The organism is Pseudalkalibacillus sp. R45, assembly GCF_052246725.1.
GTDB lineage: Bacteria > Bacillota > Bacilli > Bacillales > Fictibacillaceae > Pseudalkalibacillus.
This window is the reverse complement of the sequence record NZ_JBQQCL010000004.1, coordinates 234,541-259,933: the sequence shown is the minus strand read 5'-3', so window position 1 is coordinate 259,933 and position 25,393 is coordinate 234,541. Positions and strand designations below refer to the sequence as shown.

The following is a 25,393-nucleotide window of genomic DNA, read 5'->3' as shown; positions in this document are numbered from 1 at the left end:
GAGAAAACCCCATCCTCAAGGAATGGAAAGGGCATAGCCCAATGAGTAGGGTGGGGATGAATCGCCTTCGGACAAGGGATGGATCTTACCATCTCAATTGTCCGACTCATGATTTGTCTCATTTTTTTTGGAATCGTTCTTTTTTTCATCCCTAAAATGAAACTTTATGATATAATAGGAACGAATGTTCGTTTTCTGGAAGTGGAATCCATGTTGGTTCATAGAGCCTATAAATTTCGACTCTATCCAACCAAAGAACAAGAAATTCGAATCGCGAAGACAATCGGCTGCAGTCGTTTTGTATTTAATCACTTTTTGGCACGATGGAGTACCACCTACCAGGAAAAAGGGAAAGGATTGACCTATCCGACTTGTTCGAAGCAATTAACGCAACTGAAAAAGGAATTACGGTGGCTCAACGACGTAGACAGTGTTGCCCTTCAATCATCATTAAGGAACCTTGCGGATTCCTTTTCACGATTCTTCAAGAAACAAAACAACCCTCCCCGATTCAAGTCTAAAAAGAATAAGGTCCAATCCTATACCACCAAATATACAAACGGAAATATTGCGATTGTTGGAAACAAAATCAAATTGCCCAAACTGGGACTCGTCAAATTGGCAAAGAGTCGTGAGGTTAAAGGACGGATCCTCAATGCCACAATCAGACGAAACCGAAGTGGTAACTATTTTGTGTCCATTCTGGTTGAAACAGAAGTAGGTGATGGGTCTAAAACCAACTCGTCAGTGGGGATTGATGTCGGACTAAAGGACTTTGCCATATTGTCAGACGGAACGGTGTATAAGAACCCTGCGTTTTTTCGAACCTTAGAAAAGAAACTGGTGAAAGCCCAACAAGTCCTGTCCAGACGTCAAAAAGGGTCTTCTAATTGGCATAAGCAACGGATTAAAATTGCCCGAATGCACGAGAAAATTGCAAATGCACGAAACGATTACTTGCATAAAATCTCTACCCATATTGTCAAAAACCACGACCTTATTGGTATGGAAGATTTGCAGGTGTCCCATATGCTTAAGAACCACAACCTCGCAAAGCCATAAGTGAAGTGAGTTGGTCAACCTTCCGTTCCATGCTTGAATACAAAGCAAAGTGGTACGGCAAGCAGATCGTGGTGGTATCCAAGACGTTTCCTTCCAGTCAACTTTGTTCCCATTGTGGCTACCGTCATAAAGACGTTAAGAATCTTGCATTACGTGAGTGGGACTGCCCCAAATGCACGACGCATCATGATCGAGATCTTAACGCAAGTATGAACCTTCGTAAGGAAGCCTTACGATTAACCGCAGGAACTGCGGGGATCGCCTAATCCATAACCGGCGGTTACGCTGGTGTTCTTAGGAATCCCCCACTTCAAGCCACTCGCAAGAGTGCTACGTGGCGGGTAGTTCAATCGCCGAAAATCCACAGCATTAACAAAAAAACAGACGGAATTAAGAGAAAACTCTCCTTTTATATTGTCGTAAATAAGCTGACTTTACTGTAAAAATATATCGATGAAAACTTCTGAAAATCCTGCATTTAAAAGCAGGATTTTTTTTTGTTCAAAAGAATATTTAAACAAGTGGTGCAAAGTGGGGAGTTGTGGTAGACTTAGGGAAGAAAGTGGGGAGGGGGACCCGTATATGTTTATGGGAGAGCATTTACATACCATTGACGATAAGGGAAGAATGATAATCCCCTCTAAGTTCCGGGATGAATTAGGAACCACTTTCGTACTTACAAGAGGACTAGATCAATGTGTTTTTGGTTACCCTCTTGAAGAATGGAAGCAGCTTGAAGAAAAGCTGAAAGCACTCCCATTCACTAAAAAAGATGCACGTGCCTTTACGCGGTTTTTCTTTTCTGGAGCCGCAGAATGTCAGCTTGATAAACAGGGGCGTGCAAACATCGCATCTACACTACGTCAATATGCAAAGTTGGAAAAGGACTGTGTCGTCATCGGGGTAAGTAATCGAATCGAGATCTGGAACAAGGAGATTTGGGAAGATTACTTCAACAAATCAGAAGACTCATTTGGTGAAATTGCAGAAAGTCTGATGGATTTTGACCTCTAGAACACAATCGTAGTTAGAGCAGGAAATTGAGGGACAATTATGTTTGAGCATGAAACAGTATTGAAACAGGAAGCAATCGATGGACTTAACATTAAAGAAGATGGCATCTACGTGGATTGTACCCTTGGTGGAGCGGGTCATACAGAAGAAATTTTGAAAAGGCTCACTTCAGGACATGTTTATGCATTTGATCAGGATCTTCACGCAATCAACCATGCTAAAGAAAGATTGGCAGAGTACGAAGGTAAGTTCAGTATTATCAGATCTAATTTCAGAAATCTCAAGGATGAACTCATTGAAAAAGGGATTAGTGGTGTTGACGGTATTTTATTTGACCTTGGTGTTTCATCTCCGCAACTTGACGAGGCAGATCGAGGTTTCAGCTATCATCAAGACGCCCCATTGGACATGAGGATGGATCAGACTAGCGAACTAACCGCGTTCCATGTAGTGAATGAATGGTCTTATGAACAAATTGTCTCGATATTGTTCAAATATGGAGAAGAAAAATTCGCGAAATCAATCGCACGAAAAATTGAAGCCCACCGGGCACGAGAGACAATTCAAACAACCGGTGAATTAGTAGAAATCATTAAAGAGGCAATCCCGGCTAGGGCACGCCGAAAAGGTGGACACCCTGCCAAAAGAACCTTCCAAGCCATTCGTATAGCCGTAAATGATGAACTTAATGCATTTGAAGAGGCTTTACGAGATGGGATTGAAATGTTGAACGTGGCAGGTAGAATCTGTGTCATTACGTTCCATTCTCTTGAAGACCGTTTATGTAAGAAAGTTTTCAAGGAAGTGAGCAGTGAACCCGATTTACCACCAGGAATGCCAGTCGTTCCAGAGGAATACCAACCGGACATGAAATTGATCACCCGGAAACCGATTACTCCAGATAGTGGAGAACAAGAGAAAAATAGAAGAGCGAGATCGTCCAAATTACGGATCGCCGAGAAGAGAAAATAGAAAGGGGAACTGGGAGTATGAGCAATCTTGCCCATCAAGTAGAAAGAAAAACCAATCATGTTCAAAATCCACAACCGCAACCGAATGTGGTTAGAAGAAAAAGATCAAAAATCACAAAAGGGGAGAAGGTTCTCTGGACAATCGCTGCAATGATGTTAGCTGCAGCTTCGATCTTCATGATTTCAAATTATGCCGAAATGTATACCGTGAACAAAGAAATTCAGGTTATGGAACAAAATATTGATAAGCAAAGCAAGCAAGTGGATGATCTAACACTTAAAAAGTCAGAGCTAAGCGAGCCTTTGCGTATTATTAACTTCGCAGAACAAAAATTAGGAATGAAGTTCGACGATAAAAATATTAAAGTAGTAAACAATTAGTTTAGGTGTGGTTTGAATGATAGAGAAAAAGAATTCGAATATTAATAAAGGAGCAGTGATTTTATCTTTGATATTTGTCCTGCTCTTTTTCTTATTGATTGGACGTTATTTTTATTTAGGTTGGACGGGTCAAGCTGAAGGTGTCAATCTAGAAGAAATGGCTGAGAAACAATGGACACGGGAAGCGGCCCTTGATGCAGACCGCGGAACAATTTTCGACCGTAACGGAAAAGCGATTGCTGAAGATATCCCTTCGTACAACGTAATTGCAATTCTCGATAAAGATTATGCGAATCACATCAAGGATCCTGCTGAGGCAGCTAGTAAACTTGCACCATTACTGGGCATGTCTGAATCGAGATTGACAGAATTGATGAGCAAGGAAGGTCCTTTTCAAGTGGAACTGGGACCAGGCGGGAAAAAGATCAGCCATTCAAAAATGGAAGAAATAAAAGCGTTGGATATCAGCGGAATTGATTTCAAGCGGCTTACAAAACGATACTATCCGAACCAGGACTTTGCTTCTCACATTCTAGGATTCACTACGAATAATGATGAAGGTGTGAGAGCTGGGGCGATGGGACTTGAAAAAGCACTAGATGAATATCTACAAGAAGAAGACGGATCCCTGAAGTATCAAAGCGACCGTTATGGCTATAAGTTACCTGACCCTAAAGAAGTCATCAAAGAACCGAAACATGGCGCAAGTGTCCATTTGACACTAGATGAAAAGATCCAATTATTCCTCGAACAAGCGATGAATAATGTGGAAGAAGAGTATGAACCGAAGCGGATGATGGGGATCGTCGCAGATCCGAAGACCGGAAAGATCCTGGCGATGTCAAATCGTCCAAGCTTCAACCCGAATGTAAGGGACATCACGAATTATAATAATTTTGCTATCGGCTCAGCCTTCGAACCGGGTTCCACGATGAAGATTTTCACCCTTGCGGCAGCCATTGAAGAAGGGGTCTATAATGGGAACGCCCAATATCAATCAGGGGTTTACAAAACGAAGCATAGCAGAGTAAGCGACCATAATAACGGAAGAGGATGGGGTAAGATCACCTATGATGAGGGTGTGCAACATTCTTCCAACGTAGCATTTTCAAAAATCGCCAAAGAACAACTTGGTTTCGAAAAGCTCCATGAATACCTGACTGAACGTTGGGAATTTGATGAAAAAACGGGTATCAATATTCCTGGTGAAGCAGAATCCAAAATTCAATTCGACTGGGAAATTGAAAAGCTGGCAACTGCTTTTGGACAAGGAACTTCAATTACTCCGATCCAGCAGATTCAAGCGGCTACAGCAATTGCAAATGGCGGAAAAATGATGAAACCGTATGTTATCGATAAGATCGTTGATAAGAACAATGATGATGTAATAAAGAGTTATAAACCTAAAGTGGTTGGAGAACCAATTTCTTCAGATACATCCAAGCAAGTCCGTAAATTACTAAGATCAGTTGTAACCGATGGAACAGGGAAAAATTATAATATTGAAGGTTATGATGTTGCTGGTAAGACGGGTACTGCACAATTGTATGGCATGGATGGAAAAATAATGAAAGGTCATGACAACTATATTTTTTCATTCTTAGGAATGGCTCCTGCAGACGATCCGAAGTTATTGGTCTACGTGGCGATTGATCGTCCTGACCTTGACGACGAGGCCTATGAATCAGGTTCAGTTCCTGTATCGAAAGTATTCAATCCCGTCATGCAGGGAGGCTTGCAATACTTGAATATCACACCAGATGAAGCCAGTGAAGAAAATTCGGAAGAGAGGTCTTCAAGCGGAGTCATCCTAGAAGATTATGAGGGCGAATCATCGATTTCAGTGAAAAAGCAATTAGAGGAAAAAGGATTGAAGGTCAAAGTCTTTGGTGAAGGTGATCGAATCGTCAATCAAGCCCCTTATGCTGATACCAATGTGCTTCAAGGCGAAGAGGTCTTCCTTAGAACGGAAGGGAATGTGAAAATGCCTGATCTGACTGGGATGTCACGTTCAGAAGTTCTTAGACTTTCACAAGTTCTAGGATTGAAGACGCCAGAATTTACAGGAAGTGGATTCGTTTCATTGCAAAGTATCAAGAAAGGATCGGTCGTGAAGGCGAATTCACCCCTTGTCGTAGAGTTGAAGACACCACAAGAAGCGTTGCAGCAACAAGAGGATGAACAAGAGAATGAGCAAGAGACTAATAGAGAAGAATAACTGATTTGTTCTAGCTGTTTCTGTACAGGCATATAAATGAAACGAGCTCATCTGCCGAGGAGGTTGGACAAGTGCGGGTTTCTAATGTGACTGTACGGAGGCGGCTTGTTTTTGTGTTTGTTGCCGGACTCTTATTTTTAGTAGTGATTATGGGGCGGTTAGGTTATGTCCAGTTTGTGAAAGGGGAATGGTTGACAGGTCTCGCTCTTGATTCATGGAGTCGAAATGTGCCCTTTGAACCGAAGCGTGGAGAGATCCTCGACCGCAATGGGGTGCCGATAGCAAAGAATATCAGTGCGCCCACCGTGTACGTCGTACCTAAGCAAGTGAGGGATCCTGCCGGGACTGCGCAAAAACTGGCGGCAGCGTTGAATATCAGTGAAAAAGAAGTCTATAAGACGATCACTAAGAAGGAATCGATTGTCAATATTTACCCGGGAGGCAGGAAAATCAGTAATGAGAAAGCGAATGAAATCCGAGCTTATGATCTTCCCGGGGTATTTATAGCGGAGGACAGCAAACGTCATTATCCGTTTGGAAACTACTTATCACACGTCTTAGGGTTCGTCGGAATTGACAACCAGGGTTTAACTGGATTGGAGCTTCAGTATGATGAACATTTGAGTGGAGATGAGGGACATGTATCCTTTTATACAGATGTCCGTGGAAATCGAATGCCATCATTGTCAGATGAATATGAACCTCCAACTGATGGTCTTGATCTGAAACTTACGATTGATTCCAAGGTACAATCGATCATCGAACGTGAGCTGGATATAGCAGAAGCAACCTATAATCCTGATGGAGTGGTCGCAATCGCTATGGATCCAAAAACGGGTGAAATTCTTGGTATGTCAAGCAGGCCAGATTATAATCCATCCAATTACCGGGAAGTTCCTCAAGAGATATATAATCGTAATAAACCGGTGTGGAGCACGTATGAGCCTGGTTCAACATTCAAAATCATTACGTTAGCTGCTGCACTTGAAGAAAACAAGGTTGATCTTCAAAGAGACTCGATCCATGATCCAGGTTCGATAGAAGTGGCGGGGCGAAAATTAAGATGTTGGAAAAAAGGCGGCCATGGGAGTGAAACTTTTTTAGAAGTCGTACAAAATTCATGTAACCCAGGGTTTGTCGTACTAGGACAGCGGTTAGGTAAAGAGAAGCTGTTTTCATATATTAAGGACTTTGGTTTCGGTGAAAAGACTGGAATTGACCTTCAAGGAGAAAGTACGGGAATCCTTTTCAATCTTGATCGAGTTGGTCCGCTTGAACTAGCAACGACAGCATTTGGACAGGGGGTATCTGTAACACCAATCCAGCAGGTTTCAGCAGTTGCTGCCGCTGTGAATGGAGGTTACCTGTACACGCCATACGTAGCGAAAGAATGGTTGAATCCTGAAACAGGAGAAACCGTCAGTAGAACAACTCCTGATATGAAGCGACGTGTCATTTCAGAGGATACGTCCAAACAAGTCAGAGAAACACTTGAAACAGTCGTCGCCCAAGGGACTGGTAAAGGAGCTTTCGTAGATGGCTATCGAGTGGGCGGAAAGACAGGAACCGCTCAGAAAGCCGTGAACGGTCAATATTTGAAAGACAATCATATCGTATCCTTCATTGGATTCGCTCCTGCTGATGACCCTCAAATTGTGGTTTATGTAGCTGTGGATAATCCGAAAGGAACGTTGCAATTCGGAGGAATTGTAGCAGCCCCGATAGTTGGGAATATCATTGAGGATAGTCTGCCGGCAATGGGTGTACCGAAACGGAAGAATCAAGTAGAAAAGGAATTGACTTGGCTAGATCAGCCTTTGATTGAAATTCCAGATCTTAAAGGTAAAACAAGACAGGATATCCATAAAGCCTTCTATGAATTGAAAATCGAAACTGTTGGTTCAGGAGACGTTGTCATTGACCAGGCACCTGATCCTGGCCTTAAAATGACAGTAGGGTCGACGATTCGTCTTTATATGGGTGACAAAACATCCTCAGAGGATTAGAATGGAAGCAAGAGTACTACTTCTGGAACAAGCATATGGAGTCAAGGATTTAAAATGGTGTCAGACATTCTCTTGTTCAATCAACAGACCTGAGTAGAGTGCTCTTAAAGAGACTGTTGATCATCGAGAGTGTTTGGCACTTTGTTTTGAATGTATAGTAATATAGAGATGGACGATAAGCATAAAGGATGGAATGTCAGAAATGAAGAAATTAAATGAATTACTCGATAAGCTTTTTGTGTATCAATTGAAGAACGAAGGGAATCCGGAAATCACGGGGATTGAGATGGATTCTCGTAATGTAGAAAGCGGTAACCTCTTTGTTTGTATTAAAGGGGCAAATTTTGATGGACATGAATATGTCGACGATGTAGTCCGAAAAGGAGCTACTGCGATTGTAGCTGAAGAAATGGTTGAAACAACTGTACCTGTTATTCTCGTTAGAGACAGCCGTCACGCCCTCGCTGTACTTTCAGACCAATTCTATGACCACCCTACGCATCAACTACAGTTGATCGGTGTAACAGGGACGAATGGGAAGACCACAATTACACACATCCTGGATAAAATGTTCCAAGATCAGGGTAATCGGACTGGGGTAATCGGTACGATTGAGATGAGAATCAACAATCAAAAGTATCCTGTAGCCAATACGACACCAGAGTCACCATTCCTTCAGAAAGCTTTTGCAAAGATGGTCGATGAAAATGTGGATGGTGCGTTCATGGAGGTATCTTCCCATGCACTGGAGATGGGTAGGGTACGTGGCTGTGATTTCGATATTGCCATATTTACGAATCTCTCACAGGACCATCTAGATTATCATAAAACAATGGATCAGTACCTCCAGGCAAAAGGGCTTCTTTTTTCCCAACTTGGAAATACATATGGTAACAGGAAGGAAAAACTCGCCGTCTTGAATGAAGATGATCCAGCAACAGCAAAATACAAGAAAGTTACTGCAGTTCAGATCATGACATATGGAATTGAAAACGATAGCGATGTCATGGCGAAAGATATATCAATCACAGGAAAAGGGACAACGTTTCAATTGCATACATTGAGGGGTATTTATAAGGTTCAGATGAAGCTGATTGGTAAATTCAGTGTATACAATGTCCTGGCTGCTGTAACAGCTGGAATAGCTGCAGGTCTTGATGAACAAAAAATGGTGGAATCTGTCGAAAGACTAGAAGGGGTTCCAGGTCGTTTTGAAGTTGTAGATGGAGGACAACCATACACTGTCATCGTTGATTATGCCCATACACCAGACAGTTTGGAAAATGTGTTGACCACAATCAGAGAGTTTGTTGAAGGGAAGATATCCGTCATCGTCGGTTGTGGAGGAGACCGTGATCGGACAAAAAGACCATTGATGGCTAAGATAGCTGTCGATCACTCGGATCTTGCTATCTTCACTTCAGACAATCCTCGTACAGAGGATCCTCTGCAAATCCTGAAGGATATGGAAGAAGGAGTCGAGGCTGGTTCATATACTTCCATCATCGATCGGAAAGCCGCTATTGAATATGCCATCGATATTGCAGGAGAAAATGATGTGATCTTGATTGCTGGAAAAGGACATGAAACCTATCAGATCATCGGAAACAATACGATAGATTTCGATGACAGGGAAATTGCACGTGAAGCAATACAAAAGCACAACATCCAGGATCCATCAAAATAAATACAGTAATCAATACCGAAATACATTAATACTGGGAGGGGTTTAAAGAATGGATATAGCATTAATTGTTACCCTTCTGGCTTCATTTTTTGTAGCTGTCGTCCTTTCGCCGATTTTCATACCATTTTTAAAGCGTTTAAAATTCGGCCAAAGCATACGTGAAGAAGGGCCCAAATCACATCAAAAGAAATCCGGGACACCCACTATGGGTGGTATTGTCATCATCGTTTCATTAATTATAACGACTTTAGTTATTTCCTGGTATTCTGGTTTACTTACATTAGAAACGATGATTTTGTTGTTTGTCACGTTAGGGTATGGAATCATTGGATTCATTGACGACTTCATCAAAGTGGTGATGAAGCGGAATCTGGGCCTAACTTCTAAACAGAAGCTGCTGGGACAACTCGTAATTGCAATCATTTTCTATTTTGGTATGAAAGCAGCTGATATTTCGACAGCATTGGCTATACCTGGTACTGGGTGGTCGATTGAATTAGGTTGGTTTTATTTCATTCTTATCATCGTAATGCTTGTCGGTGCATCCAACGCGGTAAATCTGACAGATGGCCTTGATGGCCTTTTGGCTGGAACTGCTGCAATTGCATTCGGAGCATTTGCTGTGGTTGCTACAAGTAAATTTGAACTTAGTATTGCTTTATTTTGTCTAGCTGTCGTTGGGTCTCTTCTTGGCTTTCTGGTCTTCAATGCACACCCTGCGAAAGTATTCATGGGGGATACCGGTTCTCTTGCCTTAGGAGGCGCGATTGCTGCTGTAGCGATTCTAATAAAAATGGAACTGCTGCTTGTCCTCATTGGCGGGGTATTCGTCATGGAAACTTTATCAGTCATGATTCAAGTCGTATCATTCAAAACTACAGGAAAGCGTATATTCAAAATGAGTCCATTACATCATCATTATGAACTGAGTGGTTGGAGTGAATGGCGGATTGTTGTAACATTCTGGGCTGCAGGATTGTTGCTGGCTGCAATTGGTGTTTATATCGAGGTGTTGATCTAAAGTGGAGCGCAAACATGAACTCAACAATAAGAAAGTGCTGGTAGTTGGACTTGCGAAAAGCGGTTTTGCTGCAGCCAAAGTGTTAGTCAAGTATGGTGCGAATGTTATTGTTAACGATATGAAAGAACTTGAAAAGAATCAGGAAGCAAAAGAACTGATCAACCAGGGGGTTGAAGTCCACTGCGGGAGCCATCCGTTATCATTGTTGGACAAGCCGATCGATTTCATAGTGAAAAACCCAGGTATCCCGTATACTAACCCATTGATTGATGCAGCACTGGAAAAGGAAATTCCGGTATTTACTGAAGTAGAACTCGTTTCCTATTTGACCGATGCTGAAATCATTGGAATTACGGGTTCCAACGGAAAAACCACGACTACCACATTAGTAGGGCTAATGATGGAGAACAATCCGAAAAAACCAATAGTCGCAGGAAATATCGGTACAGTCCTATGTGAGGTAGCTGATCAGACGGATGTGGATGATATCCTTGTTGCGGAACTTTCAAGTTTCCAATTGATGGGTGTTCAATCTTTCAAACCTCACATTGGTGTACTTTTGAATATCTTTGATGCCCACCTGGATTATCATGGGACCCGTGAAGCATATGGAAAAGCGAAAGCACGATTATTCATGAATCAAACTGAAGAAGACTTTTGTATCTTCAATGCCGACGATCAAGAAGTCATTGCGTTGGTTGAAAATATGAAGAGCAAAAAGGTGCCATTCAGTACAAAGCAGACGTTACCAAAAGGTGCTTGTCTGAATGAGGGTTTTGTGACATTCAATGATGAAAGGATCATTGCAATAGATGAAATCGTCCTTCCAGGTGAACATAGCCTTGAAAACATCTTGGCTGCTACTGCTGCTGCCAAAATAGCAGGAGCAGATACCAATCAAATTATCAATGTTTTGAAAACCTTCAGCGGTGTGGAGCATCGACTGCAATATGTCGATACTGTCGAAGGCGTGAAATTTTATAATGATTCGAAGGCAACCAATATCCTCGCTACGCAAAAAGCGATTTCTGCCTTTAACCAACCATTGATTCTGCTTGCTGGTGGATTGGACCGTGGCAACGATTTTGATGACTTGATCCCTTATCTAATCAATACAAAAGCATTGATTACATTCGGAGAAACTGCACCGAAACTAATAAAAACCGCAAAAGAAGCAGGAATAAAGGTGATTGAACATGTTGATAATGTTGAAAAAGCCGTTCCTGTTGCTTATGAGTGCTCCGTTTCAGGTGATGTCGTATTATTATCTCCGGCATGTGCCAGCTGGGACCAGTATCCTTCTTTTGAACAAAGAGGGGACATGTTTATCGAAGCGGTGCATAAACTTAGGTAATAGAGGTTGTTCGAAAGCGATAGCTCACTCCTGATACTGGTGAATGGGACTGTCTTCTTTCTGGACACGATCTTAACAGGACGTTTTAAACCTATGGATTAGGGGTGTCTTGATTGCCTAAGGCTAAAAAAACACCAGATTTCGTTTTGGTTATTGTGACGATGACATTGCTTGCGATTGGAATCATAACTGTATATAGTGCCAGTGCTCAATGGGCAGAGATTCGTTTTGAAGATTCCTTTTTCTTCGCTAAGCGCCAATTGTTGTTTGCTGGGTTAGGTATTATTGCGATGTTCCTGATCATGCAAGTGGATTATTGGAGCTGGTCGAATTGGTCGAAACTACTCCTCATTGCATGCTTTGTGCTTCTTGTCGCTGTTTTGATCCCTGGTATAGGGATGGTACGTGGCGGTGCCAGGAGCTGGATCGGTGTAGGCGCCTTCTCCATCCAACCTTCTGAATTTACGAAGCTTGCGATGATTGCTTTTCTGGCAAGGTACCTATCTTTGAATCAAAAGAAAATCACTTCTTTTAAAAAAGGGCTGGTTCCTTCGCTCGGGGTTGTGCTGTTTGCCTTTGGCATGATCATGCTTCAGCCAGACTTGGGGACGGGTGCTGTATTAGTAGGGACATGTATCGTGATGATCTATGTAGCTGGAGCGAGGGTAAGCCACTTCGTCGGGCTGGGATTCATCGGTCTTTTTGGGTTTGTTGCCCTGATTATTTCAGCGCCATACCGGATTAAAAGAATTACATCGTTTCTGGATCCATGGAGTGACCCTCTTGGCAGCGGGTTTCAAATCATCCAGTCCCTCTATGCAATCGGACCAGGTGGATTGCTGGGATTGGGTCTTGGGCAAAGCCGACAGAAGTTCGGGTATCTGCCAGAGCCTCAAACCGATTTCATCTTTGCAATACTTGCAGAAGAGCTGGGTTTTATCGGTGGTTCATTAGTGCTGTTGTTGTTTGGTCTCCTCCTTTGGAGAGGCGTGCGTATCGCACTAGGTGCACCTGATTTGTTCGGAAGCCTTCTTGCAATCGGTATTATCGGCATGATCGCGATCCAGGTCATGATCAATATAGGAGTCGTGACTGGTTTGATGCCTGTTACGGGGATCACCCTCCCATTTTTAAGCTATGGCGGATCTTCTTTAACCCTGATGCTGATGGCGCTCGGTGTTTTATTGAACATAAGCCGATATGCACGGTATTAATGCTAGACAATCTACCCGCGTTCTATTAGACTTTAAAATGAGGAATCATTCATTTTATGGGCAAGGACGGATCAGCTTGGCAGATGCCAAGTTTCTTTTTTTGTGGCTTAAGAAAGTTTAAATTTAAGCCATTTTGAAAACCATGGTTGCTGAGTTGGGTGACATGTTTAGCTATGTACATGTTTAGTGCATATCATAATATAGAGATATTTAAGGTGGTGTAAGTGAAGTGGATAATATTATTGAACAATTAGAACAAGCTGAAGTAGGAAAAATATTAAGAGATGAACCACTTTCCAAACATACAACGATTAAAATCGGAGGCCCAGCCGATGTCTTTGTGGAACCTGATTCTGTTGAAGCATTGAAGAAAGTCATTGATATCGTCAAAAACAACGATGTCCCATGGACAACGATTGGACGCGGATCGAATTTATTGGTTTCTGATGAGGGGATTGAGGGAGTCGTCATCAAGCTAGGGAAGGGTACAGACCATCTAGAAGAAAATGGTGAAGAAATACTCGTAGGTGGGGGCTATTCCTTAGTGAAACTTTCAACGATCATGAGTCGAAAAGGCATGGCTGGATTAGAATTCGCAAGTGGAATTCCTGGATCGCTTGGTGGAGCGGTTTATATGAATGCAGGAGCTCACGGTTCAGATATGTCGAAAATATTGAAGAAAGCCCATATTCTTTTTGAGGATGGATCGATAGAATGGTTGTCTGCTGATGAAATGGCGTTTTCATACCGTACCTCGATTCTACAGAAAAAACCTGGGATTTGCATAGAAGCTGTCTTACAATTGAAACAAGGCGATCGAGAAAGCATTACGGATGTCATGCAAAAAAATAAAGATTATCGAAAAGAAACCCAGCCATGGAATCATCCTTGTTGCGGGAGTGTCTTCCGTAATCCATTACCGAACTATGCTGGTCAATTGATTGAAAGCTCAGGATTAAAAGGAAAGACGATCGGCGGTGCCCAGATTTCTGAAATGCACGCCAACTTCATCGTCAATACTGGAGATGCGAAAGCAAAGGATGTCCTAGAGTTAATTGATTTGGTGAAAAGTACGATAAAAGAGAAACATGATATCGACATGGAGACGGAAGTCGAAATGATCGGACGATAATGGATGTAACTAGTTAAAGGTGTTTGTGATAAAAGTTATATCCATATTTGGTAGAGAAGAGAATGAAACGCGGAAAGCGAGTGTCTTTCCAATAAAACACCAATTTATATAAAAAAAGTCCATTGAAAAAATCTTTTCAGAAGTAGAAAAGATGGATTAATGTACCATTTTAGTGTGCTATAATACAACTAAATAGATGTGTTCTGAAAGAGTGGACATATGAACGGGGTTGACTCGAAATGTTGGTCAGAGCAGCAGTTCAGACACACATTGGTTAACCCCTTAACTCTTTCTAAGTCCTCATCAAATGGGGGAAGCCTTGATGAAGAATGAAAAGGTAACAACGATAGAAGACCGTATACCGAAACTGAAACAACAACGGAAACAAAAAGCGAATCGAAGAATGATCTTCTATATTTCTTTTTTCTTTTTACTCATCTTGATCATCGTCTACTTCCAATCACCTTTAAGTGATGTTAGAACGATAGATATTAAGGGAAATCAATTGATTCCGGAAAATATTATATTGGACCGGCTTGATTTTTCAACAGATACGAGCTATTGGTCTGTTAATCCAAAAGCTGCTGAATCTGATGTCCAAAAGATCGTACAAGTCGAGTCAGTGAATGTGGAGAAAGTCTTTCCAAACAAAGTGGTTATTACTGTAACTGAATTCGAAAAGGTGGCATTTCTAACAACAGATGGAAAATACTTGCCATTGCTGCAAAATGGAGAGTCACTTCCAAAAGTTTCTGAAGCTACTGTGCCGTCAAATGCACCTATATTAGTAAACTGGAAAAAAGAAGAATTGATTAAAGAGATGGCTGCAGAACTAACAAAACTATCAGAAAGTGTACGATTACGAATATCGGAAATCCATCATACTCCCTCTGATAACGACGCCAAGCATATAACGCTGTACATGAATGACGGTTTTGAAGTTCAATCCAGAATCACTAATTTTGCAGCCTATATGCAATACTATCCTTCTATCGTAGACAAACTTGATGGAAATACAAATGGTGTAATTCATATGTCAGAGTCACCTAGATTCGAAGCATTTGATATCGAAGAGGAAGAAGGAGAGGAACAAACAGAGAATGAAGGTTAGAGGAAAGTATGCAATCTACTCATTAGTCTTGCTTGTCACTGGATTCATGATTGCCTTTTCCTATCAATATACGAAGGAAGAAAGAATACAACCTACTAATGATCAATGGAAGCGGGAAGATCAATTGCGTTCTAGCATCCTTTCCATTCAAAGAGAGAACCGTAAATTACAAAGCGAGCTTGAAGAGGCTCAAAAAAAAGTAAGTGATATGGAAGATAATATTGCCGAACAAGAAAAAAGGTCGTTCAACTTTGTAGAAGAGATCAAGAAACTGAGGAAAGTAGTCGGACAAGTCCCTGTTGAAGGCCAAGGAATATCTGTTTCCCTTGAAGACAGTTCTTACATACCTGATGCGGAAAATCCGAACGACTATATCGTTCATGAAGAACATATCCGGATGGTCATTCATGAGTTGTATGTAACTGGAGCTGAGGCCGTTGCCATCAATGGGCAACGAATCTCTCATACGAGTAATATCGCTTGTGTAGGTCCGGTTGTAAGTGTAGACGGAGTAAAACACCCTGCACCATTTGTGATAACTGCCATAGGAGATCCAGATATCTTTTCAAATTCCTTGAATTTAACAGGAAATACCACCGACCAGTTAGTGAATGATGGAGTGCAGGTCCGTATCCAAAAAGAATCTTCGATTGAAATACCTCCTTTTATTGCTCGGGAAGGATGACAAACGACCATGAAAAGACGTATTAAATTCTTTATCATGACCATGATTGTCGGTTTTATGCTTGCAGTTCAATTTCATACGAATCAAGAACCTGTCGTACGTGATACGAGAGATATATGGGAATTGAGAAATGATCTGGAAAGTCAAAAACAGATACAGCAAGAGCTTTATGCCGAAATTTATAAGTATGAACAACTGATTGACGAGTATTCTGACTCTGATAAAGACGGACAGCTGGAAACCTTGGAAGAGACACTTGCCGATCTGAAAAAAGATGCGGGTTTAACGGAAGTTAGCGGTCAAGGAATCGAATTAACGATCGAACCATTATTAAATGATGAGGATTTGGTAGGCAAGGCTGCTTATTCCATTCATCCCGAGCTATTAAGGCGTTTGATCAATGAACTCAACAGTTATGGAGCAGAGGAAATAGCAATTGATGGTGAGCGGATTATCAATACCTCCCCGATTCGAGAAGTCAATGGCAAGACCTACATAAATGACAAGCCAATTTCTCCTATACCTATCAAGGTTAAAGTCCTTACCAGAGATCCAGGAAAACTGCACACAGAAATGCTGACTTCTCAATCTGGAGAAGATTTTGCCCGTGAAAACCTTCTATTATCATCAGAGTTGGTTGGTGAAGTTTCTTTACCACCCTACAATCAACAACTGCGTGTAAAATTTATGAAAGAGAAGGAGGATACGTAATATGTGGCTTCCTGTATTAGGGTTATTGATCGGCCTCCTTCTTGGGTTCATGTCCGATTTGCGGGTGCCTCCAGAGTATACAAGCTATCTGTCCATAGCGGTTTTAGCAGCATTAGACACCTTGTTTGGTGGAATACGTGCTCAATTGCAAAAAACCTTTGACGACAGAGTATTTGTCTCAGGTTTTTTCTTTAATATTCTTCTTGCAGCAGGTTTAGCTTTTCTAGGTGTCCATCTTGGTGTAGACTTGTATTTAGCTGCAATTTTTGCTTTTGGAGTGAGACTATTCAACAACATTGCAGTGATCCGTAGATTACTCCTCACTAAAAGCTCTAAAATTCAGCAAACAGAAAGAAATTAACGTAAAAAACTTTTAAAAAATAAAGGGAATGCTTGCTTGATGTTGAATACATTCCTTAATTACGGATTTTATCAGTCAGGTATTTTCGTTTTTTTATCCGGCTTTTTAAATCCAAATTGTCGGATTCAAGGAAAATAAGTAAAAGCGTATTCATAAGAACCTGTTATGCTTGAAGATTCACTTTACCTCAATAAGAGCGAAGCAGACCTTATGAAAGAATGAAAATGATAGCCTGAAATGAAAACAAACAATCAAGCAAGAGTCGATATTTTGAAGGAGGTGCCAAAGAATGAACAGCAGCGAAGTTATGATTAGCTTAGACATCGGTACATCCAATATTAAAGTAATCATTGGAGAAATGTCTGATGAGTCCTTTAATGTCATTGGAGTAGGGAATGCAAAATCAGAAGGAATCAAAAAAGGTTCTATAGTTGATATTGATGAAACTGTTCGTTCGATAAAAAAAGCTGTTGAACAAGCCGAAAGAATGGTAGGAGTACAGATCAATTCGGTTATTGTCGGTATTACTGGCAATCATGTACAACTTCAACCATGCCATGGTGTCGTAGCAGTATCAAGTGAAGACCGGGAAATACGTGATGAAGATATTACAAGAGTCATAGATGCAGCTCAAGTAATGTCCATACCTCCAGAAAGGGAAATCATCGATGTGATTCCAAGAGAGTTTGTTGTTGATGGGCTTGGGGAAATCAATGACCCTAGAGGTATGATCGGCGTTAGACTGGAAATGGAAGGTATTTTGATAACAGGATCGAAAACGATATTACATAATGTTCTCCGTTGTGTTGAACGTGCTGGTCTGGATGTTGCTGATATCTGCCTTCAACCATTGGCAGCTGGAACAATAGCCCTGAACAAGGATGAGCGTAACCTTGGTGTCGCTCTTGTAGATATGGGGGCGGGTTCCACGACACTGACAGTTTTTGATCAAGGGTCAATCCAGTTCACAAAAGTACTGCCGATCGGCGGAGACTTTGTTACTAAAGATATCTCGATTGGTTTTCGGACCACGACAGAAGATGCTGAACGTGTTAAGGTTAAACATGGACATGCTTTTATTGACCATGCATCTGACGAAGAATTATTCGAAGTGGCGAGGATTGGTTCATCTAATGAACAGCAATTTTCACAATATGAACTTGCTCATATCATCGAACCACGGATGGAAGAAATCTTCGGTTTAGTCATGGAAGAGCTTCATCGGAATGGTTACAATGAACTCCCTGGAGGATTTGTACTGACTGGTGGAGTCGTAGCCATGCCGGGTGTATTAGAATTGGCAAGGGAAGTATTAAATCAGAATGTACGTATTTCCATGCCTGATTATATTGGTGTACGAGAAGCACAATATACAACAGGAGTCGGATTGATACAATTTACATTCAAAAACGTTAAAATCCAGGGGAAAGAAGTGGCTGCTTCTATTTCTGAAGAGCATCACATTGAAGAGCAGCCAACGAAAAAGCGTAGGAATTCCGAACAACGGGTAGAGAAAGATAAGCCTGGTGTCAAAAACAAGATGAAGGAATGGTTCGGAACCTTCTTTGAATAATCCCTCGTGAAGAGAAAATCAGTAGATTAGGAGGATCGCAAATGCTAGAGTTTGATATGAATATGGATGGACTCGCAAAAATTAAAGTAATTGGTGTAGGCGGCGGTGGTAGTAACGCTGTCAACCGAATGATCGAAAACAACGTTCAAGGTGTTGAGTTCATAGCAGTAAACACGGATGCACAAGCCTTGAATCTTTCAAGAGCAGAAAAGAAAATGCAGATCGGTGCCAAGCTGACAAGAGGTCTAGGTGCTGGTGCTAATCCAGATATAGGTAAAAAAGCTGCAGAAGAAAGCAAAGAACAGATCGAAGAGGTCCTGCAGGGTGCGGACATGGTATTTGTTACTGCTGGTATGGGCGGAGGAACAGGTACGGGTGCTGCTCCAGTCATTGCTGAAATCGCAAAGGAAATCGGAGCATTGACGGTAGGAGTCGTTACGCGTCCATTCACTTTTGAAGGGCGTAAACGTTCAACCCATGCAGTAGGTGGAATCGAAACACTGAAGGAAAAAGTTGATACATTGATTGTAATCCCGAACGACCGATTATTGGAAATCGTCGATAAAAACACACCGATGCTTGAAGCATTCCGTGAAGCGGATAATGTACTTCGTCAAGGTGTACAAGGTATCTCTGACTTGATTGCAGTGCCTGGCTTGATCAACTTGGACTTTGCAGACGTGAAAACGATCATGACTTCTAAAGGATCTGCTTTGATGGGAATCGGTGTCGCAGCAGGGGAAAACCGTGCAACAGATGCGGCTAAAAAAGCGATTTCCAGTCCATTGTTGGAAACATCAATTGATGGAGCTAAAGGTGTTCTTATGAATATCACTGGTGGTTCGAACTTGAGCCTTTATGAAGTGAACGAAGCTGCAGATATCGTATCTTCTGCTTCAGATGAAGACGTGAACATGATCTTTGGTTCCGTCATTAATGAAGATTTGAAGGATGAAATTCTAGTAACAGTCATTGCGACAGGTTTTGACGACACACAACCACAAGCGAAGCCACAGCAGCAACGACCGAAACAGACAATGAATAATCAACAGCCTACTAGTCAACAACCTTCTCCACAGAAACAAAGCAATCGTGAAGAAGGGCAACCTTCAAGACAACAAGAGGGTCAACGGAATTCAAATTCAAACCCTCAGACGGATTTCAATGATACGTTGGATATCCCTGCATTCCTAAGAAATCGAAACCGTCGTCGCTAAATTTTTATAACATGAAGCTGTCTCCAATATTGGGGACAGCTTTTTTACATTTAAAGAAAGTATTTTATACTTTCTTTAAGTGCAAGAGCAACAAAGTTTGCTAAAACAGCCTTTATTAAAAAGGGAAAATGGAGGTGCGTCTAGCAAAAAACTAACAAAATTAAGAAAGGAGTGATTTTTTGACGCAAAAAATCAATTTTACTCACCAAAAATCGAAAAACTCGAAGTGATACTAAGAAAATCTACACCCATACCTCCTGGAATAGCAAAAGCTGAAAGCCAGTTGTCAAAAAGCAAGGCTGGAGTGAAGGGTGAAAGGTCACTTGACTTTCGCTTCTTAACAACTTAAATACCAAAGTAAGACTTTAACTTTACTTTATTAATACAGACATAGTTAAATGATTTCTCATGTTAAGCTTGTGTCCTTCCATCCCCACTTACTTCCTTTCCGTAAGAATGTCTGAAATATCTACCAATCCACAGAATAACTTTATATAGCACACCTTACTATCGCTCAGGGCGATTCAGTGGTATTAACCGGTGTTATTAGCAATTAAAATGGTTTGATGATTATACCTGGTACTTATAATATAAGCACATGCCCGATTTTCAAAATAGCCAGAAAGGAGAATGAATTACAATTGATATGATCACTGAAACCGTTCAAACTTTAGATGAAATTATCTTTTCGAAACCTGCATTAGAAGATGGGAAATCAATGTGGCAAATCGTCAACGATACAAGTCTTGATCAAAACTCATCATATAAGTATATCATGATGAGTGAGTTCTTTTCAGAGACGTGCGTCGTTGCAAAGATAAATGATCAAACAGTAGGGTTCGTCACAGCGTTCATACCGCCAGAGCAACCTGAGGTAGTATTCGTCTGGCAAATAGGTGTAGATCCGAATGAGAGAGGAAAAGGAATTGCATCGAAAATGCTTACCGAATTGATCAACCGACCGATTTGTAACGACGTTCGTTACCTGGAAGCTACAGTAACACCATCTAATCAAGCATCTAGATCTTTATTTGAAGGTTTTGCACGTCATCAAGACACTGAATGCGAAATAACTGAACGTTTCGCGGATGATCTCTTCCCTTCTGATGACCATGAATCGGAGCTTAATTTCCGAATCGGTCCTTTTAAACGATGACCATTAATCACAGCAAATACTTATACCAATTGGAATCAAGGAGGAATGTAAGATGGATAATAATAGTACAGATTTGAAACTTTTTGAGGAATTGGAATCTGAAGTTCGCAGCTATTGTAGAAGCTTCCCTGTTGTTTTCGATAAAGCAAAAGGATATAAATTGTGGGACGAAAACGGTAAAGAATACATTGATTTCTTTTCTGGTGCCGGTGCCTTGAATTACGGTCATAACGATGAAAAAATGAAATCGGCGTTGATCGAATACATTACTGGAGATGGGATCACCCATTCTCTTGATATGGCTTCTGTAGCCAAAAGGAATTTTATCCAGAAATTCAAAGATACCATATTAGAGCCTAGAGGCTATGATTATAAAATGATGTTCCCTGGTCCTACGGGGACCAATACAGTAGAAAGCGCACTGAAATTAGCAAGGAAAGTAACCGGACGTACTGATATTATCAGTTTCACAAATGGGTTTCATGGAATGACGATCGGTTCTTTGTCTGTAACCGGAAATGCTGTCAAACGGAAAGGGGCAGGAATCCCATTACAAAACACGGTGACTATGCCATTTGACAGCTTTGTGGATAACGGTACTGATAGCTTGGATTATTTGGAGCGGTTCCTGGAGGATAACGGAAGTGGAGTAGAAACTCCGGCTGCAATGATCTTTGAAACTGTTCAAGGTGAAGGTGGAATCAATGCAGCCAGCTACGAATGGATGAAAAGGATTGAAGAGATCTGTAGGAAATGGGATATTCTTTTAATCATTGATGATGTTCAAGCAGGTGTAGGCAGGACAGGGACCTTCTTCAGCTTCGAACCTGCTGGCATAAAGCCAGATATCGTCTGTATGTCAAAATCTCTAAGTGGTTATGGTTTACCGCTTGCAATTACGCTGATTCGTCCAGATCTCGATATTTGGACACCCGGTGAACACAACGGTACGTTCCGAGGGTTTAACCATGCCTTCATAACTGCAACAGCTGCCCTTGATTATTGGGAAGATGAAACCTTCGAGAAAAAGATTCAAGAAAAAGCAAGGACAGTTCAAGAATTCCTGATCAACCTTACGGATAAATATCCTGAAATCGAAGGAGAAGTATGCGGAAGAGGATTGATGATCGGAGTAGAAACAAAGAAAGAAGGTCTCTCTGAGGAAATTGCTGCAGAAGCATTCAAACGTGGGTTGATTATGGAAACCTCTGGACCAAATGATGAAGTGTTTAAACTCTTCCCACCGATCAATATTGATATGGAAGGATTGGAAAAAGGGTTTGAAATCATAGAAGCAAGTGTAAGGCATCTTGTAAAAGAACCAGTACACAATTAAGGAGTAGATAGAGCTAAGGAGGCAGATTCATGAAAGTCGTCAAACTAGAAGATGTAATCAATTCTGAACATTCCATTGAGGGTGGAAACTGGGTAAGCAGAAGATTGATTTTGAAAGATGATAACATGGGCTATTCTGTCCATGATACAGTCATCAAAGCGGGTACTGAAACGCATATTTGGTATCAAAACCATTTGGAATCTGTTTATTGTATAGAAGGAGAAGGGGAAGTAGTAACACTGAAAGATAATAAAGTGTGGCCGATTGAGAAAGACACCCTTTATGCCCTGGATGAAAATGACGAACATCTCCTTCGGGCAAAGACAAACATGAGGATGGTTTGTGTTTTCAATCCTCCGATCACCGGTAAGGAAATACACGATGAAAATGGCGTCTATCCGGTATTAGAAGATTGATGTCATGAAAGTGAACACCCCTTGGACTAACTCTCCAAGGGGTGTTTTTTAATTTGACTTAAAGAATGGATAAATATCTTGTTCAGTTCAATATCAACCGATTTACAAAAATAACGGACACCAGGAACCTTATTTTGTGTAAAATCATAAAAATCAGCTGTTATATGTACAAATAGCGTCTCTGATGTCCGTTAACCTGTAACCTGTACCACTGCAGAGTCTCGCTTAGCTCTTTGTTCCCCTTAGGAGTGTCGTGAATTTCGCTTAAAGGGATTTTCTTTTCTGCTATCCTTACTGCTGATAAGGGTTCTAGTTGGACTATAGATCCAACCGACAAAAACTCCTTAAATCTTTCAAAATTAATCGCTTGCCCCCCACATAAACCGACAGACAATCTTATTCCCCTTACGCTATACTAAGTGCACAGTTCTACAGAGAAAGGAGCACCCAATGGCAATATATCTGGATGTCATTTGGTTTCTGAATTTCTGTATCGATTTTCTGCTATTGTGGTTGACTTCGGTGATCCTTAAAAGGGAAGTCTCAAAGAAAAGGTTGGCCGTAGGTGCATTTTTAGGTTCTTTATATGTATTGTTTTTATTTTTAGACACCGCAATTATCTATCATCCAATCATCAAGTTTTTCTATTCCGTCTTCATCATCATCACCACATTCGGTTACAAGCGCTTTGGTTATTTTGTACAAGGCTTATTCATGTTCTATTTTTCAACATTCATTACAGGGGGTGGCATTTTAGGACTTCATTACTTTTTACAGACTGATGCCAAAATCGTGAACGGAGTTGTCAAGACACAATCGTCAGGAATGGGGGATCCCATCAGTTGGTTATTCGTCATTTTAATGGTTCCAATCATGCTCTATTTCACAAAAAAAAGAGTCGACCATATCGAGGTCAGAAAACTTCGCTATGATCAAGTTATGAATTTCGAACTGAAAATAGACTCTCTCACCTTAAAAGGAGTCGGGCTTTTAGATAGCGGGAACCAGTTGCATGATCCAATATCGAAACAACCTGTCATGATAGTGGATATGACTGTTTTTGCCGATCAGATTCCGTCGGCAGTCATCAACCATGCAAAAAGCCTTGACTCGATAGGTGAATTGGTAGATGAACCGAATCCCTGGCAAGATCGAATGCGCATCATTCCTTATAGAGCTGTCGGAAGCGCAAATCAATTTCTTACAGGATTCAAGGCGGATTCTATTGGAATTTGGGATAATGGTGAAAAATATGAAACATCAAATGTCATTGTCGGACTATCCTTTACAAATATCTCGGGAGAAGGAGAGTATAACGCAATTCTTCATCCGAAGATGTTATCAAATGCAAAAGTGACATCAACCGCATCATAAATATCGATTAATTAACGGGGGAGGATATTGAATGGGGAAGCTGAAACTGCGACTTACGTTGTTCTGGTACAAACTCTTGATCAAATTGGGTGTGAAGACGGAAGAAATCTACTACATAGGCGGAAACGAAGCCCTTCCATCACCCCTATCGAAAGATGAAGAAGCCTTATTACTGAAAAAGCTGCCAAAGGGTGACAAGGCAGCACGAGCAGTATTGATTGAAAGGAATCTGCGTCTAGTCGTTTATATTGCGAGAAAATTCGAGAACACAGGGATCAACATCGAGGATCTGATCAGTATCGGTACGATCGGATTGATAAAAGCTGTGAATACCTTCAATCCTGAAAAGAAAATCAAACTCGCAACGTACGCTTCAAGATGCATCGAGAATGAGATATTAATGTACTTGCGACGTAATAACAAGACACGTTCTGAAGTTTCATTTGATGAACCTTTGAATGTCGATTGGGATGGTAATGAATTATTGCTCTCTGATGTCTTGGGGACAGAAGAAGATATCATCACAAGGGATATCGAAGCAAATGTAGATCGTAAGTTGTTGGTCAAAGCCCTTTACACCTTGTCACCAAGAGAAAAGCAAATCATGGAGTTAAGATTCGGTCTTGCGGGTGGAGAAGAGAAAACCCAAAAGGATGTAGCGGATTTGTTAGGAATTTCGCAATCATATATATCCAGATTGGAGAAACGTATCATAAAAAGGCTGCAAAAAGAATTCAATAAGATGATGTGAAAATAAGAAGGTTCTTTTCTAAAAGATTGTTGTTTTTGAGTCATTTTTAAAAAAACATCTTGTGCAAGTTGATTGGAGAGCAAGTTGCGAGACTCCTCGAAAATGAAAATCGCATTTTCTTCGTGCGATGGAACGTTGCCGAAGCTTTCCTTGTCCTGCGGGATCAGCGTGCCTACTACCTGAATAATCTCCTCGCAAGGCATGCGACGAGGAAGCTCGCTTCGACAGGACTTTCTTGTAGACGCAGGAGCACAAATGCTTCCTAGAAAAGGAGACTCCTGAGGTCGCAAGGCAACGAGTGGGCTCACCGCACGCCCCGCGGAAAGCGAGAATCCTGGAACGGAAATCAACGACTTTTAAAGAAAACTTGGCGAGACCAAGCCTTTTGTAGGTCGAGCCTTAGTTGCCCTTATACTGAAGAAAGTATTTTATACTTTCTTTAAGTGCAAGAGCAACAAAGTTTGCGAAAACAGCCAAAAAGAAAGAACTTATCGATGTCACCGGTAAGTTCTTTCTTTTTGGCTGTTAAAATTCTAAAAAAAAGATAACCCTTGTAATGACAATCATTTGTAGAGAATACATCGAATTGCGGATCGATAATTTTTAAGCTTGTGCATAAATTTTCCTCCTCAGGAGATACTT

General features: G+C 41.2%; 21 protein-coding genes and 1 pseudogene. All 22 read left to right on the top strand.

Annotation, left to right across the window (positions count from 1 at the left end; all coding sequences use genetic code 11):
* The first annotated feature begins 210 nt into the window (after positions 1-210).
* Positions 211-1,328 (top strand): annotated as a pseudogene (tnpB, locus tag ACTWQL_RS10525) (IS200/IS605 family element RNA-guided endonuclease TnpB).
* A gap of 316 nt (positions 1,329-1,644) precedes the next feature.
* A complete protein-coding gene (gene mraZ / locus ACTWQL_RS10520) occupies positions 1,645-2,076 on the top strand; it encodes a division/cell wall cluster transcriptional repressor MraZ (protein WP_443142395.1) in 432 nt (143 codons plus the stop codon).
* Between the two features lie 39 nt (positions 2,077-2,115).
* A complete protein-coding gene (gene rsmH / locus ACTWQL_RS10515; RefSeq protein ID WP_443142394.1) occupies positions 2,116-3,048 on the top strand; it encodes a 16S rRNA (cytosine(1402)-N(4))-methyltransferase RsmH in 933 nt (310 codons plus the stop codon).
* Positions 3,049-3,065: 17 nt separating this feature from the next.
* Positions 3,066-3,428 (top strand): cell division protein FtsL, encoded by a 363-nt coding sequence (gene ftsL / locus ACTWQL_RS10510; RefSeq protein WP_443142393.1) that lies wholly within the window; start codon positions 3,066-3,068, stop codon positions 3,426-3,428.
* 16 nt (positions 3,429-3,444) lie between these two features.
* Positions 3,445-5,646, top strand: coding sequence for a penicillin-binding protein (locus tag ACTWQL_RS10505; RefSeq protein ID WP_443142392.1), 2,202 nt, complete (start codon positions 3,445-3,447; stop codon positions 5,644-5,646).
* A gap of 71 nt (positions 5,647-5,717) precedes the next feature.
* Positions 5,718-7,652, top strand: a complete 1,935-nt coding sequence (locus ACTWQL_RS10500; RefSeq protein WP_443142391.1) for a stage V sporulation protein D — start codon at positions 5,718-5,720, stop codon at positions 7,650-7,652.
* Between the two features lie 202 nt (positions 7,653-7,854).
* Positions 7,855-9,339: a UDP-N-acetylmuramoyl-L-alanyl-D-glutamate--2,6-diaminopimelate ligase gene (locus ACTWQL_RS10495; protein ID WP_443142390.1), complete on the top strand. Its 1,485-nt coding sequence runs from the start codon at positions 7,855-7,857 to the stop codon at positions 9,337-9,339.
* A 49-nt stretch (positions 9,340-9,388) separates the two neighbouring features.
* On the top strand, positions 9,389-10,360 hold the full coding sequence (mraY, locus tag ACTWQL_RS10490; protein ID WP_443142389.1) for a phospho-N-acetylmuramoyl-pentapeptide-transferase: 972 nt from the start codon (positions 9,389-9,391) through the stop codon (positions 10,358-10,360).
* Between the two features lies 1 nt (position 10,361).
* The gene (gene murD / locus ACTWQL_RS10485) at positions 10,362-11,714 is read left to right on the top strand and encodes a UDP-N-acetylmuramoyl-L-alanine--D-glutamate ligase (protein ID WP_443142388.1); all 1,353 of its coding nucleotides are present in this window, start codon (positions 10,362-10,364) and stop codon (positions 11,712-11,714) included.
* 113 nt (positions 11,715-11,827) lie between these two features.
* On the top strand, positions 11,828-12,928 hold the full coding sequence (gene spoVE / locus ACTWQL_RS10480) for a stage V sporulation protein E (protein WP_443142387.1): 1,101 nt from the start codon (positions 11,828-11,830) through the stop codon (positions 12,926-12,928).
* 229 nt (positions 12,929-13,157) lie between these two features.
* Positions 13,158-14,060, top strand: coding sequence for a UDP-N-acetylmuramate dehydrogenase (gene murB / locus ACTWQL_RS10475; protein WP_443142386.1), 903 nt, complete (start codon positions 13,158-13,160; stop codon positions 14,058-14,060).
* Positions 14,061-14,382: 322 nt separating this feature from the next.
* Positions 14,383-15,171, top strand: a complete 789-nt coding sequence (locus ACTWQL_RS10470; RefSeq protein ID WP_443142385.1) for a cell division protein FtsQ/DivIB — start codon at positions 14,383-14,385, stop codon at positions 15,169-15,171.
* Positions 15,161-15,856, top strand: coding sequence for a DUF881 domain-containing protein (locus tag ACTWQL_RS10465; RefSeq protein ID WP_443142384.1), 696 nt, complete (start codon positions 15,161-15,163; stop codon positions 15,854-15,856). Before ACTWQL_RS10470 ends, ACTWQL_RS10465 begins: the two co-directional genes overlap by 11 nt.
* Before the next feature lie 9 nt (positions 15,857-15,865).
* Complete coding sequence (locus ACTWQL_RS10460) at positions 15,866-16,567, top strand: DUF881 domain-containing protein (protein ID WP_443142383.1); 702 nt, start codon at positions 15,866-15,868, stop codon at positions 16,565-16,567.
* A 1-nt stretch (position 16,568) separates the two neighbouring features.
* Entirely contained in the window at positions 16,569-16,928 is a 360-nt protein-coding gene (locus ACTWQL_RS10455) for a small basic family protein (protein WP_443142382.1), read from the top strand.
* Positions 16,929-17,217: 289 nt separating this feature from the next.
* On the top strand, positions 17,218-18,501 hold the full coding sequence (gene ftsA, locus ACTWQL_RS10450; protein ID WP_443142381.1) for a cell division protein FtsA: 1,284 nt from the start codon (positions 17,218-17,220) through the stop codon (positions 18,499-18,501).
* Between the two features lie 41 nt (positions 18,502-18,542).
* On the top strand, positions 18,543-19,718 hold the full coding sequence (gene ftsZ / locus ACTWQL_RS10445; protein ID WP_443142380.1) for a cell division protein FtsZ: 1,176 nt from the start codon (positions 18,543-18,545) through the stop codon (positions 19,716-19,718).
* A 646-nt stretch (positions 19,719-20,364) separates the two neighbouring features.
* Positions 20,365-20,874: a diaminobutyrate acetyltransferase gene (ectA, locus tag ACTWQL_RS10440; protein ID WP_443142379.1), complete on the top strand. Its 510-nt coding sequence runs from the start codon at positions 20,365-20,367 to the stop codon at positions 20,872-20,874.
* A 52-nt stretch (positions 20,875-20,926) separates the two neighbouring features.
* Entirely contained in the window at positions 20,927-22,210 is a 1,284-nt protein-coding gene (gene ectB / locus ACTWQL_RS10435) for a diaminobutyrate--2-oxoglutarate transaminase (RefSeq protein WP_443142378.1), read from the top strand.
* Between the two features lie 29 nt (positions 22,211-22,239).
* Entirely contained in the window at positions 22,240-22,626 is a 387-nt protein-coding gene (locus ACTWQL_RS10430) for an ectoine synthase (RefSeq protein ID WP_443142377.1), read from the top strand.
* Between the two features lie 450 nt (positions 22,627-23,076).
* Positions 23,077-24,000: a sigma-E processing peptidase SpoIIGA gene (gene spoIIGA / locus ACTWQL_RS10425; RefSeq protein ID WP_443142376.1), complete on the top strand. Its 924-nt coding sequence runs from the start codon at positions 23,077-23,079 to the stop codon at positions 23,998-24,000.
* A 31-nt stretch (positions 24,001-24,031) separates the two neighbouring features.
* Positions 24,032-24,751, top strand: coding sequence for an RNA polymerase sporulation sigma factor SigE (sigE, locus tag ACTWQL_RS10420; RefSeq protein ID WP_443142375.1), 720 nt, complete (start codon positions 24,032-24,034; stop codon positions 24,749-24,751).
* Positions 24,752-25,393: the final 642 nt, after the last annotated feature.